The organism is Candidatus Nitrospira neomarina (genome assembly GCF_032051675.1).
Taxonomy (GTDB): domain Bacteria; phylum Nitrospirota; class Nitrospiria; order Nitrospirales; family UBA8639; genus Nitrospira_E; species Nitrospira_E neomarina.
In genome coordinates this window covers 1,945,459-1,971,395 of record NZ_CP116968.1, presented here as the reverse complement: position 1 = coordinate 1,971,395, position 25,937 = coordinate 1,945,459, and the positions used below count along the sequence as shown (strand labels likewise).

Annotated in this window: 20 protein-coding genes and 1 pseudogene; 9 read left to right on the top strand and 12 right to left on the bottom strand. The window is 47.7% G+C overall.

The features are described 5' to 3' along the window. Window positions 1-22: 22 nt before the first annotated feature. Entirely contained in the window at window positions 23-535 is a 513-nt protein-coding gene (locus PQG83_RS08730; protein WP_312748562.1) for a TrmH family RNA methyltransferase, read from the bottom strand. Between the two features lie 478 nt (window positions 536-1,013). On the opposite strand from PQG83_RS08730, the gene PQG83_RS08725 reads away from it, so the two are divergent. Then, window positions 1,014-2,147 carry a GGDEF domain-containing protein gene (locus PQG83_RS08725; protein ID WP_312748561.1) on the top strand — a complete coding sequence of 378 codons (1,134 nt, stop codon included), beginning with the start codon at window positions 1,014-1,016 and terminating at the stop codon, window positions 2,145-2,147. Between the two features lie 48 nt (window positions 2,148-2,195). Here PQG83_RS08725 and PQG83_RS08720 read toward each other — a convergent pair whose 3' ends face one another. Continuing rightward, window positions 2,196-3,182 carry an HDOD domain-containing protein gene (locus tag PQG83_RS08720; RefSeq protein ID WP_312748559.1) on the bottom strand — a complete coding sequence of 329 codons (987 nt, stop codon included), beginning with the start codon at window positions 3,180-3,182 and terminating at the stop codon, window positions 2,196-2,198. Window positions 3,183-3,368: 186 nt separating this feature from the next. Next, entirely contained in the window at window positions 3,369-5,327 is a 1,959-nt protein-coding gene (locus PQG83_RS08715; RefSeq protein WP_312748557.1) for a TonB-dependent receptor plug domain-containing protein, read from the bottom strand. 122 nt (window positions 5,328-5,449) lie between these two features. On the opposite strand from PQG83_RS08715, the gene PQG83_RS08710 reads away from it, so the two are divergent. Beyond that, a complete protein-coding gene (locus PQG83_RS08710; protein WP_312748555.1) occupies window positions 5,450-6,796 on the top strand; it encodes a POT family MFS transporter in 1,347 nt (448 codons plus the stop codon). Between the two features lie 231 nt (window positions 6,797-7,027). Here PQG83_RS08710 and PQG83_RS08705 read toward each other — a convergent pair whose 3' ends face one another. From PQG83_RS08705 to PQG83_RS08685, 5 genes and pseudogenes are all read right to left on the bottom strand, one after another. Continuing rightward, the gene (locus PQG83_RS08705) at window positions 7,028-7,801 is read right to left on the bottom strand and encodes a DUF6445 family protein (RefSeq protein ID WP_312748553.1); all 774 of its coding nucleotides are present in this window, start codon (window positions 7,799-7,801) and stop codon (window positions 7,028-7,030) included. Between the two features lie 996 nt (window positions 7,802-8,797). Beyond that, entirely contained in the window at window positions 8,798-9,142 is a 345-nt protein-coding gene (locus tag PQG83_RS08700; protein WP_312748552.1) for a hypothetical protein, read from the bottom strand. 331 nt (window positions 9,143-9,473) lie between these two features. After that, entirely contained in the window at window positions 9,474-10,421 is a 948-nt protein-coding gene (gene lpxC / locus PQG83_RS08695; protein WP_312748550.1) for a UDP-3-O-acyl-N-acetylglucosamine deacetylase, read from the bottom strand. 712 nt (window positions 10,422-11,133) lie between these two features. After that, a pseudogene (locus PQG83_RS21135) lies at window positions 11,134-11,844 on the bottom strand (sigma-70 family RNA polymerase sigma factor); the annotation flags it as partial. 842 nt (window positions 11,845-12,686) lie between these two features. Beyond that, window positions 12,687-13,376 carry a potassium channel family protein gene (locus tag PQG83_RS08685; RefSeq protein ID WP_312748546.1) on the bottom strand — a complete coding sequence of 230 codons (690 nt, stop codon included), beginning with the start codon at window positions 13,374-13,376 and terminating at the stop codon, window positions 12,687-12,689. Between the two features lie 362 nt (window positions 13,377-13,738). Between PQG83_RS08685 and PQG83_RS08680 the strand changes: the two genes are divergently transcribed. From PQG83_RS08680 to PQG83_RS08670, 3 genes are read left to right on the top strand one after another with little or no spacing between them, the layout of a single operon-like run. Further along, the gene (locus PQG83_RS08680; RefSeq protein ID WP_312748544.1) at window positions 13,739-14,638 is read left to right on the top strand and encodes a tRNA (adenine-N1)-methyltransferase; all 900 of its coding nucleotides are present in this window, start codon (window positions 13,739-13,741) and stop codon (window positions 14,636-14,638) included. 43 nt (window positions 14,639-14,681) lie between these two features. After that, complete coding sequence (locus PQG83_RS08675) at window positions 14,682-15,044, top strand: response regulator transcription factor (protein WP_312748542.1); 363 nt, start codon at window positions 14,682-14,684, stop codon at window positions 15,042-15,044. Beyond that, entirely contained in the window at window positions 15,044-15,922 is an 879-nt protein-coding gene (locus PQG83_RS08670) for an HD-GYP domain-containing protein (RefSeq protein WP_312748541.1), read from the top strand. The genes PQG83_RS08675 and PQG83_RS08670 overlap by 1 nt, the downstream gene beginning before the upstream one ends. A 26-nt stretch (window positions 15,923-15,948) precedes the next feature. Here the strand turns inward: PQG83_RS08670 and PQG83_RS08665 are convergent, their stop codons facing one another. Both PQG83_RS08665 and pyrE read right to left on the bottom strand, forming a co-directional pair. Then, the gene (locus PQG83_RS08665) at window positions 15,949-16,368 is read right to left on the bottom strand and encodes a rhodanese-like domain-containing protein (protein WP_312748540.1); all 420 of its coding nucleotides are present in this window, start codon (window positions 16,366-16,368) and stop codon (window positions 15,949-15,951) included. 304 nt (window positions 16,369-16,672) lie between these two features. Continuing rightward, the gene (pyrE, locus tag PQG83_RS08660) at window positions 16,673-17,281 is read right to left on the bottom strand and encodes an orotate phosphoribosyltransferase (protein ID WP_312748538.1); all 609 of its coding nucleotides are present in this window, start codon (window positions 17,279-17,281) and stop codon (window positions 16,673-16,675) included. Window positions 17,282-17,468: 187 nt separating this feature from the next. On the opposite strand from pyrE, the gene PQG83_RS08655 reads away from it, so the two are divergent. Continuing rightward, a complete protein-coding gene (locus PQG83_RS08655; RefSeq protein WP_312748536.1) occupies window positions 17,469-18,329 on the top strand; it encodes a hypothetical protein in 861 nt (286 codons plus the stop codon). A gap of 117 nt (window positions 18,330-18,446) precedes the next feature. Here the strand turns inward: PQG83_RS08655 and PQG83_RS08650 are convergent, their stop codons facing one another. Next, window positions 18,447-18,878, bottom strand: coding sequence for a YMGG-like glycine zipper-containing protein (locus PQG83_RS08650; protein WP_312748534.1), 432 nt, complete (start codon window positions 18,876-18,878; stop codon window positions 18,447-18,449). Window positions 18,879-18,909: 31 nt separating this feature from the next. Beyond that, window positions 18,910-19,731 (bottom strand): SDR family NAD(P)-dependent oxidoreductase, encoded by an 822-nt coding sequence (locus PQG83_RS08645; protein WP_312748532.1) that lies wholly within the window; start codon window positions 19,729-19,731, stop codon window positions 18,910-18,912. A 218-nt stretch (window positions 19,732-19,949) separates the two neighbouring features. On the opposite strand from PQG83_RS08645, the gene PQG83_RS08640 reads away from it, so the two are divergent. The 3 genes from PQG83_RS08640 (at window position 19,950) to PQG83_RS08630 (ending at window position 25,698) form a co-directional block, all read left to right on the top strand. Beyond that, a complete protein-coding gene (locus tag PQG83_RS08640) occupies window positions 19,950-20,837 on the top strand; it encodes a hypothetical protein (protein WP_312748530.1) in 888 nt (295 codons plus the stop codon). Window positions 20,838-20,917: 80 nt separating this feature from the next. Further along, window positions 20,918-23,194 (top strand): BREX system ATP-binding domain-containing protein, encoded by a 2,277-nt coding sequence (locus tag PQG83_RS08635; protein ID WP_312748528.1) that lies wholly within the window; start codon window positions 20,918-20,920, stop codon window positions 23,192-23,194. A 179-nt stretch (window positions 23,195-23,373) separates the two neighbouring features. Then, complete coding sequence (locus PQG83_RS08630) at window positions 23,374-25,698, top strand: BREX system ATP-binding domain-containing protein (RefSeq protein WP_312748526.1); 2,325 nt, start codon at window positions 23,374-23,376, stop codon at window positions 25,696-25,698. Window positions 25,699-25,937 lie beyond the last annotated feature (239 nt).

Here is a 25,937-nt window from a genome sequence, read left to right as displayed (position 1 = left end):
TAATCAGTTGGATCGCAGGTGGTTAGGACTGTGAGTGGTGTTGGCGATACGCATAGAGGGCGATGCTACCTGCGACTGTCGCATTTAATGGGATCGATGGATGGATTTGAGGAATACACAGGCGTTCCAAATACTGAAAAGGTGGAACACCTGCACCTTCTTCGCCGATCAGTAATCGAACATGTTTAGGCCATTGTACCGTGGACATATCCGTCCCGTGCAAATCTAACGCTGTAATCCATTGCAAGGTTTCCGGGGCATCCAGGTCGGTGATGGAGCCTGCCCATTCCAAGGACTGGGCAAACACCGCACCGCTACTGGCACGAATGACCTTCGGGTGGAAGGGGTGTACCGCCTCCTGAAGCAACACGACCGTTTGCACGTCAAAGGCCCGACAGCACCGAAGTAAGGCTCCAAGGTTCCCAGGGTCTCCAATCGGGCACAGGACTTCCAATCCAGTGGGGGCCTGGCGAAGATCTCTTCGCGACATTTCGGGGACACCGCAGACCAGGAGCGGTTCTTTCGTCCCAAACACGTCCAACTCCTGAAACAGGGAATGTGATAACTCATACTGGAGGGCCTGAGAAGGGAGGTCATCTCTGGAGGTCCACGAGGGCGGAAGTAAGATCTCGTGGACAGTTATCCCAGAATGCGTCCCGATTTCCTTCCGGAGTTTATTCCCGGAAACGAGACAGCGGCGATGCCGTTTAATCCCATGTGAGTCAAGTAACGATACCCATCGTTTGAAATGGGAATTTTGTCTGCTGGAGATCGTGTATCGTTGGTTCACGAGGGTTCAGGAAAATGCGCGTGAACGATGAAATGGAATATCAAGGTAGTCATTGAGACATGGTGTTGTGTAGCTCTTGGCGAAGAGCATAACAAAAAGTGACTCAAGAGACATAGAGGAAACGCCGATAACGGAATCAAACCGTCACCCCACTCTCCCCATGCATTCGCTGGGTGGTCACCGACACAGACAGAGGCAGAAGTGAATTGAAGAGGAGGAAGGAATGTTAGGATCTTGGTCCATTGGGAAAAAAGATCACTCTCATGAGAATAGGGCCCCAAAAGAGCCGGTCGCCAACGGATCTGGGGCCACAGAGATCTCCGAAGAGTCCGACAAGGCATATGAATCCCTAGCCAGGGTTTTGCGATGTCTCGGCCGTCATGCATTTGCACTCGATCAACTGTCGGAAGAGGATATAGAAAAAGAGTTTGAACGGTGGGCGAGACATGTGTTGGTGGGCACTCAGATTGATGCCGACGATTCAAAAAAACCCGAGGCTGGCCCACGCCGTGATTGGGGGGCGCTCACGCAATTTGTTAATGGACATCGTCAACAGGAAAAATCCTATGTGACACGGAATCTTCAAGATATGCGAACGGTTCTTTGCGAATTTACCAATATCATGGGGCGCGCGTTTGTCGAGGATCAGGAAACCGATCAAAAAGTGACCAATCATCTCGTTCAATTGCGCACGGCAACCGAGGACGGTTCCTTTCACGATGTGAAGCAGGCCTTATTGGCTGTGGTTGAAGGCATCAGTGCTCTTGTGGATGAACGAAAAGAACGTCAGCAGCAACGATTGGAAAATCTCGGAGAAAAATTACGTCTTGTTGAGGAGGAACTGGGAGGTGCGCGAAAGCAAATGACGCTAGATGCTCTGACCCAGCTGTATAATCGTGGGGCCTTGGATCTTCAATTAGAACGAACGGCCGGGATGAGTTTTTTCTCTGGGACGTCGGCCTGCATTTTGATGGTTGATATCGATCATTTTAAGCTTGTGAACGATACCTATGGTCATCCGGCTGGGGATGTGGTGCTACAGCAGGTGGCGAAACGTCTGGTATCGACTTTTCCCAGAAAAACTGATTTTATTGCCAGATATGGAGGGGAGGAATTTTGTGTCTTGCTTCAGGGAGCCGATGGGAAACTGAGTCAACGACTGGGTGAGCGATTGCTGGATGCCGTGAGAGGAGAGGGATTTTCTTATCAAGATATCACCATTCCGGTCACGGCGTCGGTCGGTTTGGCGGAGCTACTTCCCGGTGAAACCGTGCTCTCCTGGCTTGAACGTGCAGATCGTGCGTTGTATCGGGCAAAAGACAATGGTCGGAACCAATTGTATCTGGCGACTGCATGACGGAGTGGGGAAGAACGGCTGAGGCAGAGTGGCGGGAGTTGGGTATGGTTAGTTGAATAATTGGGGATCAGTGGAGTTCAGCTGTTGTAAGGCTACCTGATGGATGTGGGCGATGTCTTCGAAGTTCCCAATCCGGCTGTGAAAAAAACTGGCAATTTGTGGAATTCCCGTCATCATGTGCTCAAGAATCGGTTCCCAATCTTCCGGTTGCACGGATAAGCGACCCTGACTATTTTTACGGACTGAGGCAATGGCCGCCTCGGTATCGGGATTAATCCAGATGTCCGCGATGATACCGGAGAGTGCAACGGTATCCACCAGAGATTGAAAGTCCGGCGGCGTTTCAAATAATTCGGGCGTATGGCTATAGAGGATGGCCAACTGAAACTCCTCAGGAAGTTGCCAATGTTGGGCCAACCAGGCTCCTACCTGTGAATGATCAACTCCCAAGTTTTCAAGTTCATACTGGTGTAAATTGGCATGATGGTCCTGATTGTATTCCTGGAGAGAGACAATTTCCCGTGAAGCCACCTCGTTTAAGGCCAATAGTCCGATGTCTTGAAGCAGAGCACCAAGAAACATAAGCTCGACATCAGGAAAGGCGAAGTGTGTTCCAATGGCACGAGCTGCAACACTGGCCAGAATGGATCGCCGCCAAAATTTTACATGGTCAATCCCGGATGTTGAGACCTCTTTCATGTCCTTAATTAAACGGTAAAAACAAAAAGATAGAGCCAGATTGGCGATCGTTGAAAATCCAAGCAAGGTCACGGCCTGTCCAATGCTGGTTACCTTGTGTCGGGACCCGCCGTAATACCCCGAATTCGCCATAAATAAGATTTGAGCCGCCATTCCGGGATCCTGGCTGATGATCGTGGCTAATTCGGAGGCATTGGTTTCCTCATTTTGGCACATCTTAAGGATGGTCGAGGCCAAGGGAGACAGAATCGGCAAGGATTTACAGCTTTTAACTCTGGCAAAAATCGTGGAACGCTCTTCGTCCTGAACCGGATCTAATGGAAGGATGAGTTGCATGTAAGATTCCTAGTGAATGTAAAGTAGGAGGCGATGTTTAGCACATCTTCGCCTGCCTCTTTTCAACGTCATTCCCTTTTTCGGTCAAAACATGCCCTGGCTTAAGCAGGTTTCTGCAAAAGGATCATGGAGAAAGCTTGGGTGATGATGGAACCAATGCCTCTTTATGAGAAATAATTACTGACCTCACAATGCTGGCCGGTATTCCAGTCCTAACCGAAAGGTCAAGGGGGGAGCTGGAAACCCGGCAAACTGTTCATATGAGGAGTTGGTGACATTTTCGAGGGCTGCATAGCAACTCCATTCAGTAAAGGGATAGTAATTGACCGTGATGTCTGCCTTGGCAAATCCTCCTACTCGTGTGGTTTGGGTTGGAACTTGAAAATCAAAACTTGAACTGACCCATGTGACTTGGCTTTTGACATTGAGGGTCGAAGAGAGCTTCATCATAACCCCGACCCATGCGCGCCATTTTGGGCGATTTCTTAGTTGATCTCCCGTTTCCGTCACTCGAGTGGTGAGGTGTGTGAGACTAGACTGAAAAGAAACAGCAGGGATTGGCGTGAGGGACAAGGAAATATTCCAACCATGAGTTTTTGCCTCATCAATATTGGCCAGGCGAATAATTCCTTGATTGAGGAGGTCGGGATCGAGGTCAATAAGGTTTTTGAACCGGTTGTGAAAGTATTCTATCGTTGCGGTAAATCGTTCATCCAATGTGTGATACTCTAGGCCGAGATCCCACCCGACGCTGGTTTCGGGTTGTAAGGAAGGGTTGCCAATCAAAGGGTCTCCTAAACTGGATAAGCTGGGCAATTTGAACGCCCTTCCATAGCCACCACGAATCTGGATTGAGTCGAACAGTTGATATTTCGCACCAATCCTGGGGCTAATCTTCGGCTGGAACCCTTGTGAGATATCGGCTCGAACCCCGGAGTTCAGGGTCAGTTTTTGCCACCAGACGGTCGTGAGTTCCGCAAAGGTTCCTCCGAGTGTCCGCCGGATGGCAAAGTCATCTGGCTGGTTAGAGGAGCCTCCGAAGGAACTCAGGTCTTGAGTCCCGTTCCGGCTTCCGCGTTCATGAGTCAGCTGTTCACCAAGTGAAAATTTCCATTGGGGGCTGATCGTCCACGTTGTCGTCATGCGTGTTTGAAAACGGGTATAAAGAGTGTCAAAGTCAGCCGGAGGCAGGGCATAGGTGGTTGGAGTCGCAAGAATTCCGGGGTTTGACACGTCTTGAAGTCTTCGGGTGACGCTCAGAAATACCTGATGCTGCCAACCCGCAGGAATGTGAAATGAGGCTGACAAACCGGTCAGGAATTCTTGGGTCTTTCGTCGTTCGGTTTCCCGGAGTAAAGCCAGTTTCGACCCGCCACTGCCTTCCGGAAAACTCCGGACCGTTGAATCTGTATATTGCCCGTTTAGTTGGATGTCGAAGTTGGGATCTGTCTGAATGGAAAAATTCCATCCAGCTGAGTCCATCAAAAATGAATCTTTTTCGATTTGCTCTCCATTTTGGGTATGGGACAGCGTCAGATTGGCGGACAATGGTCCCAGTGATCCTCCGGTTTGGACGAGCCCTTTGAGATAATCGTATCGACCTCCTTCGCCCAAGAGGCGGAAGGAGGGAGCCGTGGAAGCAGATTTGGTAATAAAATTGATTGCGCCCGCCATGGCTTCAGAACCATAAAATGCCGAGAGAGGCCCCCGAACAATTTCTACTCGCTCAATCCGATCAATAGGAATAGTGGAAAGATCAACTGATCCGCCTCGCTGGTTCGTTGAGTCATTCATGGGGACTCCATCCAGCATAATCAAGGTGAAGTTGGGATCGGCTCCTCGGAGATACACTGAGCTGATTCCACTTCTCCCGCTCATCTCATCGGTATGCAGTCCTGGGACTTGCTGGAGGATGGTGGTAACCCGATTGGGCTGAAGGGGGGCAATCTGTTCAGCATTGAGGGTGGTAATGCTTTGAGTTGATTGGTGGGGTTGGGTGGGTTGGGCGGAACCTGTGACAATCATCGTATCAAGAGTCGTAACCGATGATTCCTCGGACTGTACCGGGGTGGGAAGCCATATTCTAATAACTGAAAGGGTGGCGAGGAGGATTATGCCTAAGAATGGCGGGAGAGGAGTTGGCATTATACAATGACATTCCGGTGGGGACGGAAGTTTGCTTGTCGGACTGACATAGCCGTTCTCACCGGATAGGATCTATACGAATTTTTAATGGTTGTCCACTTCTTTCAGATGAAAGTTTGTTCATGAAAAAACATGAATTTCGAACAGAACCATTGCCCACGCCTTCCATGCCATCGGGAGTCGTGCATTTGGTTGTCAATGAAGGCGCTGAGCGATTTAGTTACTATGGGATGCGTTCCATTCTGGTGGTGTTTATGACGGGGATGTTGCTGAATACACAGGGAAGCTTGGATCCCATGGGCGAGGCAGAAGCGAAAAGTTATTTCCATCTGTTTGCCTCGGGAGTGTACTTTTTCCCTTTTTTGGGGGCGATCTTGGCCGATGCCTTTTGGGGAAAATATAAAACCATCATTCTCCTTTCTCTGGTGTATTGTGGCGGCCATGTCGTTTTGGCCTTAGATCACACCCGATTTGGCCTGCTTGTTGGATTGACTTTAATCGCGATCGGCTCCGGGGGAATTAAACCCTGTGTGTCAGCTAATTTGGGGGATCAGTTTGGTGTGGTCAATGGACATCTTTTAACCAAGGCCTTTGCCTGGTTTTACTTTGCGATCAACGTGGGGGCATTCGGATCCGTGATGCTCACCCCCTGGCTGTTGGAGCATTTTGGCCCCGGCCTGGCATTTGGGGTGCCTGGCATCTTGATGTTTGTGGCGACCATCATTTTTTGGTCTGGCCGGGCCCACTATGCGCATATTCCTCCTGACCGTTCAGGCGTATTTCAAGCGCTTTCTCGTCCACAGACATGGCGAGGGATTGGGAAGTTGGCGGGTATTTATGTGTTTGTCGCATTTTTTTGGTCCCTCTATGACCAAACCTCTTCCGCGTGGGTTCTTCAAGCCCAACATATGGATCGGGTTTGGATGGGTGTTGAATGGCTGCCTTCGCAAATTCAAGCAGTGAATCCGGTCTTGATCATGGTGTTTATTCCTTTGTTTACCTATGTGGTCTATCCGGTGTTGAATAGAATGGTTCGCCTCACATCTTTGCGAAAAATGGCTATGGGCTTTTTTCTGGCGGTTGGAGCGTTTCTGATCTCAGCCTATATCGAGCAACAAATTGAATCGGGGATGGAACCGGCGATTGCCTGGCAGTTATTGGCCTTCGTGGTGATTACGGCGGCGGAGGTTATGGTGTCGATTACCTGTCTCGAATTTTCCTATACACAGGCTCCACTCAAACTCAAATCGCTTCTGATGGGCTTATTTCTGCTTTCCGTGTCCTTAGGAAACGGATTTACCGCCTTTGTAAATTATTGGATTCAGAATTCAGATGGGACTGTTGCGTTGACTGGCCCGGACTACTATTGGTTTTTTGCAGGCATCATGTTTCTTGTTGCCTGCCTGTTTCTTCTGGTGATGAAAGGGTACGAGGAAAAAGCGTACTTGCAAGGAACACGACCGGGATGACCTGACCAGAGCATCATAGGCCTGGATCTATGCGGGTTTGGAGATCGCCTTTTTCTTTTTTTCACCGTTGGTTGAGATGGGTATTCTCTCGCACTTTGTAAACCAGATAGAGGCAAAGAACCCTTATAATGTTCTGATTTTTGTTCAAGCTTGGATTCGGAGGAGTAGGAAGTCTAATAAAAACGAATGACGAAATGTAGGTAGGGAAGGCGGGGTGGAGGTATTAAATTATCAGAGCATTTTTTCCTTTTGACTGAGGTACAGAATTTGGTTTACCCGAAAGGCCTCGTTGTAGTGGCCAGGTTGGATATACTGAGAATGAAAACATCGTCCATCAAACATCATCAATCTGTTTGGACGCATCTCGATAAGTTGCAGTAATTCCCAATATTCATTTCCATCGTTGATATACCTATTGTCTCGACAAGCGAAGAGTGGATTGAAAATCATGCTATTTTGAAAATTTTCATATCCTTCCGGGCTGTTGAAAAATTCGTCGCTGAGTTCAAGTTGGTCCGCAAGTTGTCGAATTGTCCCGTCGGGTATAGGCGGTACGCGTTCGAATCCTGTCGGTCGGTGGCGATATAAGCCGGTTCCACCCCTACATGAATCTGCAGGGTTCAAATAGACCATGGCGGTGATATCCTGATCGATGTGAGGTTGCCGTTGCCCAACGTTGAGCGCGTAGTTGTCGGTTTTGATACCTTGAAAAACGACTGGTTGGGGAGAAAAAAATGTGAAGAGAGGGCATCCCCAAAGTGCGCTTAGAGATTTCACAAGTTCCCGGTGCTCATAATTCAGGCGGGCTCGGACTCCCGGAAAATTTCCCACGATGTCGAAGCGGTCGGTATAGGGGAGGCTCAACGCGACTTTCAGAATTTCATCAGGGTATTGATAAAAATCATCTACAATCACGACCTGATGGTGGCCTATTCCAACGCGCTGAATTGATACTGTTTGGTGGGGATTGAGGGCGAGAAGATCCGAGCGAATGTGATTGGACATGGAGTCCCTATTGGTATTCGGCTAGGATGACGTTGGAAAACGGGCCTATAGTGAACTTTGTTTCGGGAGGAGTCAAGGGCTTTTCATGAAATTTGCTGGAGAGAGGAACGATTACCATACGAGGTTAGCAACGCCTTGAAAAGCGTCCTGAGGCATGGGAGCTTTATTTGGGAAAGTATGAACGCAGATTTACATGACCTTACCCTCAGCCATTATCAGATCGAGTCCATGACTTCTCATTGACCCATAGCATTTTAAGGTCGATTGAATTCATGGATGCCATGAAGGGTGCTTTTTGAGTGTGTTGAATTGGTTATACACGGCTAGGCCGAGAAGGTAGGCTGAAAAGGACAGCAGTGTGGAGACTGTCATCTAGGAATTAATTGAGTATTGTTCGGGGCTCACTGCATGGGGTCATACCTGAAAATAGGAAACGTGTTGTTCCCCGCCTTACGATCGCTTTTCTTAGTGGTGCCTGATCGCTTCACTCTATAACTCGAATTTAGTGTGAGTGAATTGAATCATGGGATCGGCTTGGCCGGGCTGGAAGGGGTCGGCCTGATGTCCTAGATATGAGTCTAAGATCTTAACCAAGTAGGTGGTGGTCATCCGGGTTAACTTTGGCCCGGACATGCTCCTTTGGATGTATCCCGAAGGAGTGGACGCTTTTTCAGATAACGGAAACCGAAATGCATGAGTTCGCATTCCGTGACATTCTGTTAAAACGCAATGCTTCCAAGCGTGAAATTCTCTAAATTTTTGTATCAGGAAGTTATGACCGGGGGTGAAGTAATACTTTTTTGAACCGATTGTTGTTGCTTCTTGAATTATGAAGAGCCAATTATCGTCTTGAAATCCTTTATTGTTTGCTCCTCGTCACAATTGAGAGGAGAGGTAAACCGAAAAGAAACGCATGATGGCCTCCATGCGAGGTTTGCGACGAATTATCACATGTCTGATAATTTATTGTTTGTGATCACGAAAGGAACTCAGCTATTAATAGGAATTCTCAGAAAGTGTGTCAAGAAACAGTGGAGCATAGATCCGACCCTCGACAGTTAAAGTTCCCCGCTCTCGAAATCCATGGTAGATAAGTGTGATTTGGGTTTCTGATCCGCGCCAGGCGTACTGTTGGCTTAATCCTCGGATCATGGATCCATACTGGTCGTTTGTTTGTCCAAACTCATTTCTCAGGTACTGTAGGATGGCTTTGTGAATAGCTTCCCCCTGGTAATGAAAGAGTGCCCGGGCATACTTTCCATCTAAAGTATAGAGTTTGACGGATTCCAACTCAGTCGATCCAAGCTGGGGAGCCCCGCGTTTAATCGTATAAATATGCATTGAATCTATGGAATCGATTTCTTTTAAGTCTGTGCGATCTTGGAGAGAATGGCCCCAGAGGCTGCCGAAGAATCCTTTGGGATCATTTTCTATTGGTGTGGCGCTTAAGACGGGCGTCCACGGGAAAAGGCAGACGCAAATGATGAAAAATAATTTAAGCCTGCTTGTTCTATAAGGGCGGACAAATGATTGGAGTCTCATGGTTATGCCAGACGCTACCACGCGTGGGGGATGAAGACAATGGAGAAAAGAATTTCTTCCTTTCTATTGATAGGCAGATAGCAAATGCAATGCTAGTTGAGGGCACACAGTGGGGAAAGAAAGAGAGGGGTTAGAATGCGTGAAAGGCAGGTTGGAGTTCAGGGAGGTGAATCGTTGGATGAGAGGAGGACTGTCCGTTGAAGATGCCATCCTTTCCAGATTCTCCCGCGTTTAACATGATCCATTTGTCAGAATTATCCATGATGGCTTGGACTAATTGAGTATGGAGTGCGTGTCCGGCGCATTTTGCGAAGAAATGACCAATAACGGGAATTCCTAATAATGATAAATCGCCAATAAGGTCGAGCACTTTATGTCGAACGCATTCGTCCGAGAACCGTAAGGCATCATCATTGACCAATCCCGTTTCAGCAAAGACGACTGTATTATGTAGTGAACCACCGAGCCCCAGTCCTCGCGACCATAAAAATTCCACCTCTTTTCGAAAAGCGAATGTACGGGCTCCGGCAATATTTTTGCCATAATCCTGGGGCGTGCAAAAATGGTGATATTCTTGTTGTTGTATAAGGGGATGAGGAAAATCAATGAAATAGGTTATTTGTGGGAGGGCCGAGGGAAGAACACTGATTGATCGGTGCCCATCTTCCACCGTAATCGGTTGAATAATTTTAAGGTATTTGCGTGGTTCTTCCTGGGTCAGAACCCCGCTTTGGTAAACCATATCGACGAATGGAGTGGCGCTGCCATCTGCTGCAGGAATTTCACTGCCAAGCAATTCCACGTAGGCATTATCGATTTCCAGGCCAGCTAGTGCACTTAACACATGTTCAACAGTCTGTATGTCAAAATCACCCACTTGCAGTGTGGTGCAATGATCGGTTTGTCCTAAAAAGGCGATGCTGGCTGGGCATGACTGGATTTGATCAGCTACATGCTTCACAAAGACCACTCCTGTATTAACCGGAGCTGGATGAATGGCAATTGAGGCAGGGTTACCAGAATGGAGGCCGATGCCAGATAAGAATGATGATGTTTCGAGTGTTTGTTGATGACGCATAAGTTCCTGGGAATTTAGTATTTAAACATGCAAAATTTGTACTACGCGATGATTTAGAGAAAGGCGGTGTTTATAGTTGAAATTAGGCCTTTCTGTTTTTGAGTGTTGCAGAAACCAAACAAATGTATACTTTTTTCACTAAATGGTTGTTAAGGATTGGTCAGTGGGGAAGGATTGGCTGCGGTGGTGGATGATTTACTGGCTTGGAAGTGGATTCTTGCGAGTTTGTTAAAAAATTTTGAAGGAAGCGACGGGATTCAGGTTCATCAACTAAAGTCGCATCATGAGAATGAGCTAATTGTTGAATGATTCCTCGATGCTTTTTATGTAAGCCAGAGGCTAAGAAAATTTCCTGAAATACCGTCCATTTTTTTGACGCATCTTGTAGCAATCCCCGGGAGAATTCTTCAGGTTTTGTTCTGAGCGTATTGGAAAAATGTTGAACCGCTTTTTCAATACTATGGTAGGGCGGGGCCAGATTCAGATGGGTGTAGAATTCTTCAAGGTGGCCTCTGAATTCTTGTCGAAGTCTGTAAATAGGGTCTGATGGCAACAAGTGCGCTGGTCTTTATTCAAGAATGAAACAAGCACCGGATAGCCCTATGTTAAGGCGGTAATTGGCTGATTGACAAGCCCTTGCTCAGAAAAGGCAAATCCACCTAATAAAATGGTTGAATGCGAAAAGTGATGAGGTAATGAACGCAGTGATTTTCTACTTAATGGAATATAACATATCCTTCATAGCAGGCTCCTTTAATTTTTGAAGGGCTTTGGCTTCAATTTGGCGGACACGTTCCCGGGTAACCGACATACTTTGTCCGACTTCTTCAAGGGTCCAGGGCTCGTCTTGGCCAATGCCAAAACGCAGGCGGATCACCATTTGTTCCCTTGGAGTCAGCGAATCCAAAATCCGTTCGACTTGTTGGTTCGTCTCCTGGCGTGAGACAGGTCCATCGGGCGTCAAAGTTCCCATATCCGGAATGAAGTCTGTGAGAAAGGTTTCTCCATCTCCAACCGGAGTTTCTAACGATATAGGATCTTGAAAGGCTTGAATGGTGTCATGAACTTTTTCCACACTCAATTTGAGCGCCTCTCCAATGTCATCCAACTGAACTGGGCGGGCATGCTGTTGTGTCAACCGTTTGGAGGCGCGAGCAATCTTATTGGAGATTTCATTTAAATGGACGGGGACACGAATGGTTCTAGATTGGTCGGCGAGTGATCGCGTAATCCCTTGTCGAATCCACCATGTGGCATAGGTGCTGAACTTAAACCCTTTGCGATATTGAAATCGTTCTGCCGCCTTCATAAGCCCGATATTCCCCTCTTGGACTAAGTCCAAAAAGGCCAATCCATGACCCGTATATCGTTTCGCGATGTCTACAACCAGGCGAAGATTCCGCTGAACGAGTTCGGATTTCGCTTTTTCTAGTTGAAATTTCGCGTTTTGAAGTTGTCGGCAGAGCTCCTGAATGGATGAGGACACGGAGGGATTCGTTTGGCCTAAGGCCAACAGAACGGATTTCAATTTTTCAATGGCGGGAGCCGAAAAACCACTCAAGGCAAACGTTTCCTTGAGTAAAGCAATAGTTTCTTCTTTCTCTGGTCCCTTTTTTAATGGCTGAGTGAGATGAAGGCTTTGTTTGATAATGACCCTGATTGTTCTGGACGCTTGATCAATTTCCTTCGCCAATTCGATCTCGGAATCTTTATTGAGAAGAGGGCGGCTGCCAAATGATCGGAAATATAATGATTCGAGAGCCGGCCCGAATCCTCTGATTGAAGGTTTGACTCCCTCAGTCTTTATGGTAGCGAGTTCGGATTCTGTGGGCTCATCCAAAACAGTTTGGTATTCCATGATAGTTTCCCCTGTGGGTTCAGGTTTCCGATAGCCGATAGTTCAACATCCATGTGAACCTTAAATAATGCTTTAAAAGCAAAAACCAAGCCAATGATATGTTTCAGCCCTTATCTATCAATGGAAAAGAACTTAATGCCCATTTTTGAAAAGCTGAATTTCCTCTATTACGATGGTATGAAGTGAAGCTCTTATTTCATTAAATGGTTAACAGTATGAAAACTAACGACAAAACTGCGCTCTGTGAAATTTCTCCTATCTTTTAGAATGAAAGGATAGCTATTAAAGAAATCGGTAGCCCATCGCATTCCCTGGATAGTGCGAAAGGGGAAAAACGCACAATTTATAGGAGAGAGGTGGTGAGGAATTAAAAAGTGCAGAGGTAATTGACGGAACTGTTATATTTCTTACACGTTATTGCAAAAACGGTCCAAATCTTCTTCCCGGCCAATCATGACCAAGACATCACCTTTTTCAATGACGTCATCGGGTTTTGGGGTGAAATTAAATATTTCTTCTTTCATCATGCGCCCCTTGACCATTCTGGTAACTTGTTTTTTTATCCCAATCACATTCAAGTTATGCTTGCCGCGTAACTTAACATCCTCAAGACTTAACCCGGACAAGCTCTCTGAAACGGACACTTCTTCCACACTAAAGCCTGGAGCCAATTCTAAATATTCAAGTACGCTCGGTGAGACAAGCCTATGTGCGAGACGGATAGCTGCATCTCGTTCGGGGTAGATGACCTCATCGACCCCTAGGTTCATTAATATTTTTCCCTGGATTGGGGCCACGGCTTTCGCCACTATGGATTTTACTCCCATTTCCTTAAGTGTTTGAACAATAAGTATGCTGGCTTCAATGTTTTCACCGATACTGACGACTGCGACATCGACGTTTTGAGCACTGACCGCTTTTAACGCGCGTTCATCAGTCGCATCGCATTGGACGGCAAATGTCGCAATGTCACTGATCGCCTGGATTTTTTCCTCATCCTTATCGATGGCAAGTACTTCGCATCCTTTGGTGACAAGTCCTTGTGCCACGCTATAGCCGAAGCGCCCAAGCCCAATAACTGTAAAAAGGCGTTTCATGGTAGATTGGCAACAACCATTGTGATCACCATGCGACTATTCCTGCATCAAGAGCAGCCGAGAGTGCTGTGGTTAAAAAAACTCTTCTGATCCCTTCCAGAGCCGGTGTTCGATTCTTTTTGTATATTGAGAACATTCGCACAAATGCCATTTGCAAAAATAAAGGATCTGAAAAATTTTGAGAATTTGGTGGCGATAGGTATGTAAAGACTGAAGTTGATTAATCATACGTCTGAATGGGGAGGGTGTCAAGAATGATCCCATTGAAATGTCGAGTAGTTGTCGAGTTGGTTCACTTAAGAAGGCTCCACCATTATGGTGGGTATCAAAGCGGAGAAAAGCCTTGCTAGAATGCGTGCCTTATGAAAACATTTCAATCGGGAGAACGAGTTCATTTAATCGACAAGAAAGAACGACCGTATGCGGTCACGCTTAAAGCCGGAGAAATCTTTCAGCATAGTGGAGACCGGATTAGTCATGATGACATTATTGGACAACCGGATGGGACAGTGGTCCAGTTTTCTAATGGAAAGTTAATGGTAGCCGTTCATCCAACGTTAGCTGAGTATACCTTGAAAATGCCTCGAGGAGCTCAGGTGATTTATCCCAAAGATTTAGCCGTCATTCCAATGTGGGCGGATATTTATCCAGGAGCCAGGGTCTTTGAGGCCGGGGTGGGCTCTGGCGCATTAACGATGGCTCTTTTGCGGGCGGTGGGGGATCGTGGGTGTGTGGTGAGCTATGAAATGCGAGAGGATTTTGCGGCCACGGCCACGAAAAATATTGAACGGTTCATGGGAAAGGTACCTAACCATTTCCTTCAGATTCGTAATGCATACGAAGGTATCGAGATTGGGGAAGGGGCGTCTGCCTGGATGTTTGATCGAGTGGTATTGGATCTTCCAGAGCCATGGCGAGTGGTTCCGCATGCGGCACGGGCATTACGGTCCGGGGGTCTATATTTGAGTTATGTCCCGACGGTGCCGCAGGTGATGCAAACGGTACAGGCTTTGGAACAGAGCCGAGTTTTTACCATGGTTCAAAATTTTGAAACATTGTTGCGGACGTGGAATATTAAAGGCCGGAGTGTTCGACCCGATCACCGAATGGTTGCCCATTCCGGTTTTATTACCGTGGCCAGAAAAGTCGAAAATAACATTTGGAATTCTGAGCCATACAACGCTATTGAACCTGCATCTCAACAAGACGATCATGTCATCAAGGAGGATGAATATCTCGGTGATGGATTAGATATTCCCTGAGCCTTTTTCGGGCCAACGCGAAATGTTTACCATGGTGGGTCCCGTGAAAACGATCCTCATTGCCGATGATGAAGAAGATCTTAGGCTCCTGGTCCAGGTTACTCTTGAAGACCCCTCGTATCGGATTCTCACTGCTATAGATGGTTGCGCGGCGGTGGATGCCGTTTGCACTCACATTCCCGACCTATTGATTCTTGATTGGATGATGCCGGGTCTAAATGGGTGTGAGGTGGTACGAAAGCTTCGCCTACACTCCGACACGGCTAGAATTCCAATTGTCATGTTAACGGCGAAAGACGGGCTTGATGCACGTAAGCAGATAGCTTCTCTTGATCTTGCGGGGTATTTGGTCAAACCATTTAGCCCATTAGAGTTGATTCAAAAAGTTCGGGAAGTACTTGCCTAATGAATGAGGATAAACCCAACGAGGAAGATGGGGTTTCTCCCTCATCAAGTATGCTGTATTCGAAGGCCGAAGGTTCCCAAGTATCTGCCACAGGGGAACTCCAGGCGGCCCGCTCTCAACTCATGGCCTATGCCAAAGATCTCAAGCAGATGTTGGAGCAGGAAGGTCAGAAAACTCAACTGCTTAAAAAAGCTCATGCCCAAATGCTTGTTTACGCCCGGGACCTTAAGCTTTCTTTGGAGGCAGAGCAACGGAAAAATTGTGAATTGGAACAGGCTTATGCCGACACTATTCTTCGCTTAGCCCGGGCGTCACGCTATAAAGATGAGGAAACAGGGGCACATATTGAACGGTTAAGCCATTACTCGCAATCGCTTGCTTTGGCTATTGGCTGGGATCAGCCACGCGCTCGTTGTTTATTCGCCGTTGCGCCGATGCATGATGTGGGGAAAATTGGAGTTCCAGATGCCGTTCTTGGAAAGAATGGCCCGTTGACGGAAGTAGAATGGCAATCGATTAAGCAGCATCCTCTTTTGGGAGCGAGTTTATTGGATGGCTCGACATCTCCCTTGCTAGAGATGGCCAAGGAAGTCGCGCTGACTCACCATGAACGTTGGGACGGAAGTGGATATCCTCGGGGGCTGAAGGGAACACAGATTCCCATCACAGGCCGAATTGTGATGCTGTGCGATCTTTACGATGCCTTACGAAGCCAAAGGCCATACAAACCAGCGTTTACCCATGAGAAGACATGCGACATCATTTTAAACGGGAACGACAGAACAAAGCCGACACATTTTGATCCACACCTTTTGGAGGCTTTCCGGGAGATGCATCAGGACTTTAACGGCATCTATTCTACTGTAGGCGAAATCTAACATTCTTTGCCGCAGGCTGTTTTCGATTACTTGGGGTGTTCGATAGGATATCCCGCGTCGGTCCAGGCATTCATACTTCCTTCCACATTATACACATGCTGATATCCTAATCCCATTAAAGTTTCAGCAGCAATATTGCTGCGGTGTCCAGATTGGCAGTACACCACGATATGCTGGTCCAGTTTCGCATTGAGCTCTTGGTGGCGTCCTTGCATTTCCCGAAAATCAATATTGAAATCCGTTCCGGGAATGAAGCCGCTCATATGCTCGTCTGGACTCCGAACGTCGATGAGCACAAATCCTTTTTGTTTGGGTTGGGAAGCCTTTTCAAGTCCTGCTTTGAGTTGCTGAACGGTTAAAAGGTAGGGCTCAGCAGTAACAATGGTGGGGTTCCACCATCCAAGAAATAGAAGAGCGATTGTCAAGGAAAAAGAAAAGCGTTTCATGGTTATTCTCCGTAGTATTGGGAATGGCTTTCTTGCTTGAGGAAGTTAAGGCAGCCGGCATTGTCCTCTCTGAATAGGGATTGATCAGACAATCGTTGAGTAATTATTTTAAAATTGTATGGTTGGTTAGAAGAGACGGTCAAGTGAGTCATCCAGAATAGGTGAGTACCGACGAGGTTGTGAGTTAAAATGATTATCATTGATCAATTTGGACTGGATAATCTTTGAAAAATAGGATGCCTATCCGTTGAGGCCGTAAGAACCAATTAAGGTTTTGAACCGTGGTGGGAAATATTCGGGGGACTTACCGGACGGAAGGAGGGGTTTGTCTTAAATCTTCCAGGGTGAGAAGCGGGAGCAATTGAATGCCCATGTGAGCCAGATTGCTTTTTCCTTCCTCTTCAGATCGATCCACCACCACTAACCCATGCGTCACAATTAAGCCCTGGGCGCGGGCTGCTTCGGCGGCCTTTATCAATGATCCGCCTGTTGTTAAAACATCGTCGACCACTATAGCTGTTTCCCCGGGATGAATAGTGCCTTCAATTAATTTGCCTAATCCATGATCCTTCGGTTGTTTGCGCACGACGAACGTTCGCCATTCCCGCTGTGGATCGGCCCTATAACCATAATCTGAAATACAGGTGGCCAGGGGAATGGCTCCGATTTCCAGTCCACCAATCAGTGTAAAATCTAAGGATTTCAGCAGGTGATAGGCTAATTGGGCCACAAGGTGACGTGAGTGCGGATGAGCCAATACAATACGACAATCGACATAATAGGGGCTGTTTTTTCCTGAGGCGAGCCGGAAGCCCTCTTGCTGATTCCATTTGAAGGCTTCCAGCTGGTGGAAGGCCTGAATGAGGGCATTTTTTGGCATAGGAAGATTAGGAGAGTGTTTCGGTTGAGTCACAAGCGATTTCCTTCTACCATTACGACTTCGAGATCTGCAACAAGGCACGGAAAAAATTATGGTGTTAAAAATGAGAATGTTCGTGTGGAATCGGAAAGCACCGGTGTCGTGAAAATCTCGGCTTTCCCTCGAGGGTGAAGAAGGCCAAGGCCAAAAAAAGTAAACTCAGCGTGAAGGAGCGTATTGAATGTTTAAAGTGAAAAAACGTCCCTTAAAAAAAGAGAAACCCCCGGTTCTCTATAATATACTAGAGAACTATACCGATTATGATCCTCCTGGAAATGTAATGGTCTGCGGAATGACGGAACCGGAAGATTTGGAGGTGCATGCACGAGTCCTGTCTGAAAGTTATGCTATTCCTCTTGAATCTATAACTGGCGTGCTTCAAGACGGGGGGATATATCTCTATCCGCATGAAGGTCCGCTTGTCACAAAAGGCGCATTCGTCTGTCGTGTTGATCCTCTTGGTAAAGATCCGAAACACACGTGGGTCATGGATCTTGAGCAATATGCGGCAGCCGAACGCATGCGTCAAAGTTATGGTGTAACGTTGGAAGAAGGCATGGAGCGGGTTTTTTATCGAGGCCTTCCTCAGGAATTACAGGATCGGTTGCGGCAAAAAAACTTAGGGATCGATTTGACAAAAGTTGAATCAGGGAACGCGTGTAGTGGAGACATTCAATATATTGATTTTCGGAAAGATTGGTCTCCCCATTTTAAGCGAAAATGTGTCATGCCAGATGGACGTTTGATTGAGACCAGTGGGCTCCATGATTTTGCGGAACTGCATGGGATCAGCGTGGATGAGACTCGTACCTTGTTTGATCATGGGGGCACCCTTGCACTGAAAGATGGTGGAGGTCTTGCGTGTCAGATCATCAATGGTCAGCCATCCGTGGCCCGATTTAATTCACGACAATTCAGTAAAGCTAAAGCTCTGGCCAAGGAAAAAGATCTTCATATATTGGACGCCTTAAGTGAAGTGGCATATCAAGATCCAGTTTTGATGCGAGCCCTCCGTCGTGCAGAAAGCTCCTCATTTTTTTAAGGCGTTCCTTAATTCACCTGTGAGCCACGTTTCGATACTGGATTGGCTCAAAGTGGAAACAACCACGAATAGCGCCTGGAGGTGTTCTTGCCTTATGTTCCCTATGTGTTTTCTGATCTATTCCCAACCAATCGAATCGTACCCTCGTTCCGAAAGACATCGGTTAACGAAAGACTTGTGAGCAGGTGTTGGTTGCGAGGCCTGGAATAAGCCACGAATAAAGCCAACGGTCGCACCTGTTGCGGCACCTATGGCTGCGCCAATACCCGCTCCTCCTCGAATGGCCCCGCTGACTGCACCGACGGCACCCCCTGCTCCCGCTCCAACGGCAGTATTCCCAGCCACCGACGCGGCATCGTGCTCCGGGACATAATCCTCTGCAAGCTGTTGGCATTCCTCAATGTCCTGTTCTGCTCGATCGGGGCCAACTTGTTGAAGATGATCGTTGGGATAAAGGATTGGGCGAGGGCCAGAGCAGCCAAAGGCTAGGATACAAACACTACAGATGCTAAGGGGGACAATAAATGAATGGAAATAGGAATGGGACATACTGTGCTCCTTTTCTATGGAGGCCGTGTGTTCAATGAGAGGAGGTATTTGGTCGAACAAATCGGCTGGTAAGACGCGTCAGCCACTTTTTAGGAAAAAATGGAGTTATCCATTGGGTTGCCAGTCCCTGCCATCCAATAGTCACGAGGGTTTGCCGGGACATCAAGGCCTTTAATGATTTTTGTACGACGTCGTGGGGAGTGTGAGCAGAAGAGATGTGGCGTGGGCAGTGCCCTGCCGTCCTATGAAACTCGGTTTTTGTGTAGCCTGGACAGCATACCTGGATGGTTACCTCATTTTCCTTGGCCTCCATCGCCACGGCTTCAGAGAAAGATATGATAAAGGCTTTCGTGGCGGCGTATTCCGCCATATAGGGAATTGGAAAAAATCCTGCCACGGAAGCCACATTGATAATTGCACCCTGCCGTCGATTCATCATATCAGGTAGGAAGAGTCTTGTGCTTTCTGTGGTCGCATGGATATGGACCTGTAACATGTCTTGGATCGTGGAGAGTGGCATGTTTGTAAATAAGCCATACAGCCCAAAACCGGCATTATTGACAAGTAACGACACATCCGTCCGATATGATTGAGCTAATTGGTAAAGGGTTTCAGCCGCGTTAGGCTTGGCCAAATCCAGCGCTTCTGTCCAGACTTGAACAGAGGTGGTCTGTTGAATCTCCTTGGATAATTCATTCAAACGGCTTTGGTCCCGGGCGACCAACAGGAGATGATAGCCTTGAGCCGCTAAGGCTCTGGCATATTCGGCCCCAATCCCTCGTGAAGCTCCTGTAATAACCGCGAATGGCGCCATATTTTTCATGGATAGAGTCTGAAGAAATCGTTCAACCATAAAAGGCTTTCTTTCTACTGGTCAACTGCGGACCGACCAAGAAGCGCTGAGCACGAGCAAGGCGTTGTCGGTTTTTAATGAACTATGCTCATGGAATAAGCCCGAAAATATTAAGAATTATCCGGGATGTGCCGAATGAAACAGGTATGCGCCGATCAATCGGTTCTTCAAAGCCGATTGCCTGAATTCACCACAAACCAGAGGACTCGATAACCGACATGAGTGCCGAAGGAATTGATCATACGGTAGAAGCCTGCGGGTCGAGTTCGGCAGCTGGTGTGCTTGAGTTGCCGAATGCTCCTTCAAAGGCTGTCCCGAAGAACGTCAATTTGGAGCAGGCCTTGGCTGATATTGAAGAGCAAGCCGGGGGATTAGTAAAAACCACGAAGCAGGTGATGGCGTCATTTAAAAAAATTAAAGATGCAGCGAAAGTAGGTGATTTGGTCAATCTGCGAAAATTACTGGAGGAAGGCAAGGAGGTGACCCTGAGCCTGGGGTGTGACTTTGTGAAAACCCAGGACCGTCTGAATTTTGATGAAGCTGGATATTTGGAGGGCAAAGCGTTTCGCCAGGAACTACTCACTACTGCCCAGCAGATGGGTGTCAATCTCTATGAGCACGATGGCTATTTATTTTCTTATCCCGTCTTATTACGCATCCTGCATAAAGAACGTGCGGTCGCCATTGATCGAATGCGGGAAAACCGGCTTCGTCCTTCGGTCTTGGTCAAACGATTAAAGGAAGTTCAAAATAAACCCCTTCGATTTAAGCCGCAAACGTTTTTGGAGATGGTCTTTACGGCCTATTCCATTGTGGTGGCGGGTCGAGGGAAGCACCTCATTGGCAAAGGAACGGTGATTCCCCTCTTGGAACTGTACCAACTCTTGACGCTCCTTCCGTGGCAGGCCAATGAATACACCAGACAAGAATTTGGCCGGGATGTCTATTTATTGGATAAAAGTGGAACCATTTCCACCAAAAACAATCATCGGGCAAACTTTCATGCCAGTACCGGTGTGCGGGATGCCAACAAAACCTTAACCGTGATTGCGCAAGGGGGACGGGAGAAAACCTATTATGGAATTTCCTTTGTCCAGACGGGATAAAGGAGTCCGGACCGTATTTAAGTTTCCCTAGGGTGAACCGAGAAGACGAATGAGATTAACAGGATATTGAGGAAAAATTTATGTCTCCACAGGAATGGTTGAACGTTCTCAAATCTGCCTATCTTCAGGGGTTTATTCGTCGTGGGGGGTCGGCCGTCAAATTTGCGGTCGTGGAGGAGGCACAGAAGGCCAAAGCTGTGAGCGTGGGGGTGGGGGAGCTGTCACGGGAGCAAGGCTTTGTCACGATTCACGCGGATTCTCATTGTACGAAGGTTCAACTCATTGATCTCTTGTTTAAGGAAATGGCCAGACAAATTGATTGGGATGCCTTGGCGTTCGAGTATGTCAAAAAACTCTTTCGAGAGCATCAATGGAAGATTCCTGAACAGCGGGAGGAATGTTGCTGGTCTTCTCTGGCCTCTCTCAATAGTTGCGATGAAGCCACGATACACCGAGAAGTGAACGCATGGTTGGAAGGGAGCTTGTTTCAGGATTTTCATATGAGTCGGGAATTTCGACTGGCCATGATCCAGTTGTGTGTGGCTCAGCTGGAATTGCCGGATAGTCCCTCTACAGAGTCGGGAGCAATTAAGGCCTGGCTTCGCGGCGAGCTGAGACAAATGGCACCTCTCAAAAAAATATTGATTTTTGAAAAGGTCACCCGTAGTAATGCGCGTGACCTCATCGTCTCCTTAGCCCATTGGACCCGCCTGTTGGGGAAACCCGGTATGGTCTTGACCATCGATATTTCAGCCTTTACAGGCGGCAAAGAATCCGGTGCAACCTCCCTGAATTATTCGCCCTCTGCAGTTATGGATGCCTATGAGATGCTGAGACAATTCATTGATGGCAGCGATGAAATCGAAGGGCTATTGGTCGTGGTCGTTACCTCGCAAGCCTTTCTCTCGGATCAACGGTTGGGTCTGAATCGGTATGAGGCCCTAAAGCTTCGAATTTGGGATGATGTCCGGGATAAAACCCGACAAAATCCCTTTGCGCCGATGGTCAGGCTGACTGACCAGACCGCAGTCTTTGCCGAGAGCAGTCTCCTGGCCAGAGTGGGAAACCGAAAAGAAGATGTGCAGCATCAACGGGTTATTGAATCCTTGAGGGCAGGTGTCCCGAGCCCGGGTGTGGTCCAAGCGCTGGGATGTCCACAGCCGATGGTCAAATCCAAATTTCAACAGATGTTGCAGGACGCTCAGGCCAGCATTCATAAGGGTTGGACCACAAAAGGGATGTTGATTGAAGGAGGATTTGGTACGGGAAAATCACATTTGCTGGAATCCTTAAGACGTATGGCCTTGGAATCCAGATTTGTGTGTAGCAAGGTCGTCATAAGTAAGGAAACGCCTCTCTATAGTCCTGCATTGATGTTTCGGTCGGCCATTGAGGCTGCTGATATCCCCGAAAAACGAGGAGATGTCTTGGCCGAGGTGGCAGCGGATTTAAACTTTAAGAGTCCCCAATACGCGAATTTTTATGAATGGGTGCATCGTCAGGGCGGAGAAATTGATGGGCGGTTTGCGGCCTCGGTGTTTCTCTACGAACGCATGGTGAATGACCCGGAGTTACGTCACCGGATCATTCGATTTTGGGCAGGGGATCCGCTGACCGATGCTGAAATCAAGCGATTACTCAAATCCTGTGATGGGAGCGTTGCCTATCGATTTGAACGAGTCTCACCCATGGAGATGGCATTGCAACGATTTAAATTTGTTTCACGACTGATGATTGCGGCGGGATACTCTGGTTGGATTTTACTGATCGACGAGGCAGAAATTATTGGCAGGTATTCCTTTAAGCAACGAGCCCAGTCCTATGCGGAATTAGCCAGGTGGCTGGGCCGACTGGAAGCCTCCAGCTTTGCCGATCTCGGCTATAAGTCCGGATTGGCGGCGGTGATGGCGCTCACAGATGATTTTCAAAGTGCGATTTTGGATGAAAAGGGTGATAGGGAAAAAGTACCGGAAAAACTGCGAGAATCAGGATCGGAAACCGATTTGGTGCTGTCCCGCCAAGCAGAACAGGGAATGCGGCTCATTGAATGCGAACGCATACCCTTGGTCGGTCCCTATGACCAGCTTGTAGAAGAAATCTACCATAAAATTCGTTCCATTCATGGAGCCGCGTATGGGTGGGAACCACCTCAGGTCCCAACGATTGAGCGATTATCCAGCACCCGGATGCGTGAATATGTCAAAGGCTGGATTACCGAATGGGATCTAACACGTCTTGATCCAACACAAAAAGTTGACATTGAATTAACGGAAATTCGACAGGATTATTCGGAAGATTCTGAATTAGAAGGGGATGAGGAAGACCAGCTTCACCCGGCACTCTCCGAGTCGAACTAATTTGGATCTTGACCAAAATGGCTGTCATCAGAAAATTTGCGCAATTTAACCACCAGATTGGAATGAATCTTTCAAGACGGGGTAACACATTGTTTCAGCATAGGGCTCTGCCTTTTCAACCGTCTGTAAAACCTTTCTGTGTATGCCTGTGACTTTTTAACCTGTGAAGGATACGAGCAATGGAGTTACGATCTCAAGAATGGTTTCATACCCTTCGGCAAGAATATCTTCAACGATTTATTGGGCAAGGAGGTTCATCGGTCAAGTTTGTGGTAACAGATTCTGACTCGGATAGAATCGACATCCAAGAGCAACTGGCTACCTTGGCTCAGCAGGAGGGGTATGCGTGCATCTTAGTTGATGCCAAAGACACCAAAATTCATATGATGGATAAGTTTTTCCATCAGATTGCTCGTCGCATCCCATGGGATGATCTGGCCTCACAATTTGTTCGTCGACTCCTTCAAGAAAACGGGTACCAGATTCCGGACAACAAGGAGGAGTTCTGCATGACGGGAGTCGCCCGGATGAATGAACGGGCGGAACCGTTACTGCGACGAGATTTAAATAGTTGGTTAGAGCGGGCTATTTATCGAGATACGCAGATGTGTCAGGAATTTCGTATGGCCATGATCCGATTGTGTCTGGGGCAATTGGACTCTGGCTCAGAAGTTCCCTTTATGACCGAGCCGGTCAAGTCATGGCTTGGCGGGGAGATTCGTCAGATTTCGGCTCTCAAAGAAGCCCTAATTTTTCAGAAAATTAATCGGACCAATGCCCGGTATATGTTTGTTTCGTTATGCCGTTGGTTACGGTTAGTTGGGAAAACAGGGTTAGTCGTGTCCCTGGATTTGAGTCGATGTTTGCTCAGTAAGAAGCCGGATTCTCCTGAAGGCCTGTATTACGGCATTTCAACGACGTTAGATGCCTACGAAATGCTTCGCCAGTTTATTGATGGGACAGATGAATTGGAAAGTTTCTTGTTGGTGGTCCAGGTGCCGCAAGAATTTTTGACAGATGAACGGAGGGGACTCAACCGGTATGAGGCGTTGAAATTACGCATTTGGGACGAAGTCCGTGACCGCCAATACCAAAACCCATTAGGGGCATTGATTCGTCTTGGATCTCAACAGGCCGGGGATGCACACGATACCGGAAGGAAGGAATACACTGATCGGCCGGCGATGGCCAATGGTGATGTTGGACATCAACGCGCCATGGAAGCTCTGCGATCCGGAGTGCCGAATCGTGATGTCGTGCAGGTACTGGGAAGTCACCAACCGGACCTGGAAGGCAAATTCAGACGGCTACTTCAACAGATGGAGGCGAACGTTCCTCATGACACGCCTACCAAAGGTATCGTAATTGAAGGAGGGTTTGGGAGTGGGAAATCCCATCTTCTTCATGCATTGCAACAGGTAGCGCTGGAGAAGAATTTTGTCTGCAGTCCCATTGTGATCAGTAAGGAGACACCCTTTTATAATGGTGTACCTCTCTTTCGTGCAGCCATCAACAATGCCATTGTTCCCGGTAAACATGGTGATGCTCTCACCGAAATAGCCGGTGAACTGAATTTCCAAAGCCCGCACTTTGCCAATTTGTTTGATTGGGTGCATCGGAAGGACCAAGGATGCGATTCCCGGTTTGCTGCCAGCCTGTATCTCTATGAGCGGATGATTAATGATCCTGAGCTGAGTCATCGCATGATCCGGTATTGGGCGGGAGATCCGTTGAGCAATAGCCAACTCAATAAATATCTTCAGGGGTGTCCGCCCGAAAACCCCTATGTGTTCAATAGAATTTCCAGTCAGGATTTGGCCTTCCAACGGTTTCGATTTGTCTCACGCTTGATGGTGGCGGCTGGCTATCAAGGGTGGATCTTGCTTATTGATGAGGCGGAAATCATCGGGCGATATTCTTTTAAACAACGGACCAAGTCCTATAGGGAGGTGGCACGGTGGATGGGGGTGTTAGCCGAGGATACCTGTCCGGCTATTGCTGCCATTGTCGCTCTGACCGATGATTTCCAAAGCGTGATCTTGGAAGAAAAACAGGATTCCCAGAAAATGGAGCAGATGTGTCAGGAGGAATCGACGGATGAAACTCATATGCAAGCATTGCAGGCGATTCAGGGTATCCGGCTCATCGAACAGGAGGGCGAATCATTAATTCGTCCCTATGAATCAATGGTGGATGCATTATATGAGCGGCTTCGGGCGCTTCATGGATCGGCCTATAGTTGGACACCGCCACCTGTTTCAGCTGTAGAGAAATTATCCAGTACCCGAATGCGCGAGTATGTACGTGGATGGATTACAGAATGGGACTTGCGACGATTGTACCCTGAAGCTCAATTAGACATTGAAATTCTGGATGTGCGGCAAACGTATGACGAGGATCAGGAGCTGGAACCCACGCTGGCAGATGAGATTGACTCTGAAAAGATCGCGGAGTCGGAAGAAAGTTTGATGGCTGTCGCTTTACAAAATCAAGCTCCTGTGTGAGTGAGAATACCAGGCGGGAGGAATCGGTCGTATTACGCGAAGGCCACTCTCCTGCCAAGGAATAAAGGGCTTAATGTGAGTCTCTGCTGTGCTTTCCCCCTTTCTCTTCTTGAGGGTCCGCAAGTATTTTTGACCGGATGGGTGCCTATCATCTTCTGAATAGTGGGGCCCCCATTAGGAGTCGGATTCAGGCGTAATCCCTTCGAGAAAAATCGCAAGCCAAAGTTTTCCGGCCCATG

What these genes read in the sequence shown, in the direction of transcription:
- PQG83_RS08725 (WP_312748561.1), top strand. Translation starts at nt 1,014, where the DNA reads ATGTTAGGATCTTGGTCCATTGGGAAAAAAGATCACTCTCATGAGAAT.
- PQG83_RS08720 (WP_312748559.1), bottom strand. Translation starts at nt 3,182, where the DNA reads ATGCAACTCATCCTTCCATTAGATCCGGTTCAGGACGAAGAGCGTTCC.
- PQG83_RS08715 (WP_312748557.1), bottom strand. Translation starts at nt 5,327, where the DNA reads ATGCCAACTCCTCTCCCGCCATTCTTAGGCATAATCCTCCTCGCCACC.
- PQG83_RS08710 (WP_312748555.1), top strand. Translation starts at nt 5,450, where the DNA reads ATGAAAAAACATGAATTTCGAACAGAACCATTGCCCACGCCTTCCATG.
- PQG83_RS08705 (WP_312748553.1), bottom strand. Translation starts at nt 7,801, where the DNA reads ATGTCCAATCACATTCGCTCGGATCTTCTCGCCCTCAATCCCCACCAA.
- PQG83_RS08700 (WP_312748552.1), bottom strand. Translation starts at nt 9,142, where the DNA reads ATGCATATTTATACGATTAAACGCGGGGCTCCCCAGCTTGGATCGACT.
- lpxC (WP_312748550.1), bottom strand. Translation starts at nt 10,421, where the DNA reads ATGCGTCATCAACAAACACTCGAAACATCATCATTCTTATCTGGCATC.
- PQG83_RS08685 (WP_312748546.1), bottom strand. Translation starts at nt 13,376, where the DNA reads ATGAAACGCCTTTTTACAGTTATTGGGCTTGGGCGCTTCGGCTATAGC.
- PQG83_RS08680 (WP_312748544.1), top strand. Translation starts at nt 13,739, where the DNA reads ATGAAAACATTTCAATCGGGAGAACGAGTTCATTTAATCGACAAGAAA.
- PQG83_RS08670 (WP_312748541.1), top strand. Translation starts at nt 15,044, where the DNA reads ATGAATGAGGATAAACCCAACGAGGAAGATGGGGTTTCTCCCTCATCA.
- PQG83_RS08665 (WP_312748540.1), bottom strand. Translation starts at nt 16,368, where the DNA reads ATGAAACGCTTTTCTTTTTCCTTGACAATCGCTCTTCTATTTCTTGGA.
- PQG83_RS08655 (WP_312748536.1), top strand. Translation starts at nt 17,469, where the DNA reads ATGTTTAAAGTGAAAAAACGTCCCTTAAAAAAAGAGAAACCCCCGGTT.
- PQG83_RS08650 (WP_312748534.1), bottom strand. Translation starts at nt 18,878, where the DNA reads ATGTCCCATTCCTATTTCCATTCATTTATTGTCCCCCTTAGCATCTGT.
- PQG83_RS08645 (WP_312748532.1), bottom strand. Translation starts at nt 19,731, where the DNA reads ATGGTTGAACGATTTCTTCAGACTCTATCCATGAAAAATATGGCGCCA.
- PQG83_RS08640 (WP_312748530.1), top strand. Translation starts at nt 19,950, where the DNA reads ATGAGTGCCGAAGGAATTGATCATACGGTAGAAGCCTGCGGGTCGAGT.
- PQG83_RS08635 (WP_312748528.1), top strand. Translation starts at nt 20,918, where the DNA reads ATGTCTCCACAGGAATGGTTGAACGTTCTCAAATCTGCCTATCTTCAG.
- PQG83_RS08630 (WP_312748526.1), top strand. Translation starts at nt 23,374, where the DNA reads ATGGAGTTACGATCTCAAGAATGGTTTCATACCCTTCGGCAAGAATAT.